Annotated in this window: 1 protein-coding gene; it reads left to right on the top strand. The window is 37.0% G+C overall.

What is annotated here, in order from left to right; translation table 11 throughout:
• Positions 1-698 precede the first annotated feature (698 nt).
• Positions 699-1,583, top strand: a complete 885-nt coding sequence (locus P20652_RS00160; RefSeq protein WP_008173080.1) for a tetratricopeptide repeat protein — start codon at positions 699-701, stop codon at positions 1,581-1,583.
• Positions 1,584-1,726 lie beyond the last annotated feature (143 nt).

Below are 1,726 nucleotides of genomic sequence, written 5' to 3'. Positions count from 1 at the left end.
CGTTTTTACTTTAATAATCCTGTGCCAGCATTGGCTTTGTCTTCTCATTTACTTCTCATTTTCTTCTCTTTGTGCATTACTATTTTTAAGGACTGTTATTCACAAAGAGGTTAAAAGGCGCTGCGCTTTTAGAGGATAGATCGGGAGTTAAAACATACTCTTAAACTTGGGTAAAACACCTGTAGACGTGCAGCTTGCTGGCGTTTAAAAGCAACGCTACATGAGCACGATATAAAATCGCATCTAATAAGTGCGGTGTTTACATTACTTTATTAATAAAAGATGATCGAATTTAAAAATACCGACGTAATGGTATGTGAAGGGTTTGAAAGTAGCTTTGTTTTATTAAAGTCTACATTGGAATACCCCCCTTCGCCATGAAATTGTAGTTATATAGTTATAATTATAAAGATGCATTATTAAGCCCAATGCATCTTTACTTTATACTACGGATACCTCGAGTATCCTCATATTTTAGTTAATTGAATTAATTATGTGTTCATATAGATTCAGTTAACATGCAAAGCATCTCCTGTGATACCTGCGACTTTTTTTATTTAAAGCAGTTTTAGCCAGTTCACCTTGAACTGGTTTTTTTTTCTTATTTATTACCTTAACTAACTTTGTATAGCCCTAGTGCCATTAAGCGCTGCATGTTAAAATTGCCTCCGCAATTAATTTTTTAACTAGGCGTTCCGATGCGTTATTACTTATCTTTACTTTTTATTTGCTTTACTCTTTTTTTGAACACTGCAAGCGCAGCAGAACAAAGGCCTGGCGCGCTTAGCGAACAAGAGCAACAACAAGCCCTCGACCAATTACAAGAGCCTATGTACAAACCTCTTTTAGAGCGCTACGTTTTAGATGAACTAAAGTCTGTTCGCCAAGATCAGCAAAAACTACGTGAAGATGTAACAAAACAAGTAACCCACGCACAGTTAGATACCGCAGATAGGGCTATAACCTACACTACCGATACAATTAATAATGTGTTTTTTATCATTACCGCTACTGCGTCTATTTTGGTGTTAGTTGGCTGGAACTCACTGCGTGACGTTAAAAATAAAGTAGAAGATATTGTAAATACACGTGTTAGTGTAATTACAGACGAGTACGAAGACCGATTAAATATTCTAGAAGAAAAACTGCGTGTACGTTCTGAAGAAATACTCAGTAACCAAGAGCGAATATCGGTCACTAACGAGGTTCACTCACTGTGGATGCGTGCAAATTTAGAAAGTGATTTTGCGAATAAAATTGAAATTTTTGATGAAATTTTAAATCGTAAACCAGAAGACGTAGAAGCCATTGCGTATAAAGCCGATGCATTGCTTGAAATAAACGAAACAGCTAAGGCGATTGAGCTTTGCAACCAAGCTATTGATATAGATAGTGACTACGGTTATGCATACTGGCAACGAGCTTGCGCCTATGCACTTACCCATAAGCATGCTGATGCACTGGCCGATATTAAAATGGCGCTGGACTATTCACCTAATTTACGTAATGAGTTATTGCACGAAAGCGCATTTGCAAGCTTACATGATAACGATAGCTTTAATACAATTGTGGCAGGTGAGTAATATTTAATAATAAGCTTCGCTTCTAACGTGAGCAAGCTCTACGTCTACAATTTATACTCTCAAACTTGGGTAAAACACATGTAGACGTGCAGCTTGCTGGCATTTAAAAGCACCGTTTTTACTTTAATAACCCTGTGCTAGCA

The organism is Pseudoalteromonas sp. BSi20652, assembly GCF_000239855.1.
GTDB lineage: Bacteria > Pseudomonadota > Gammaproteobacteria > Enterobacterales > Alteromonadaceae > Pseudoalteromonas.
This window is presented reverse-complemented; position numbering and strand designations above follow the sequence as displayed.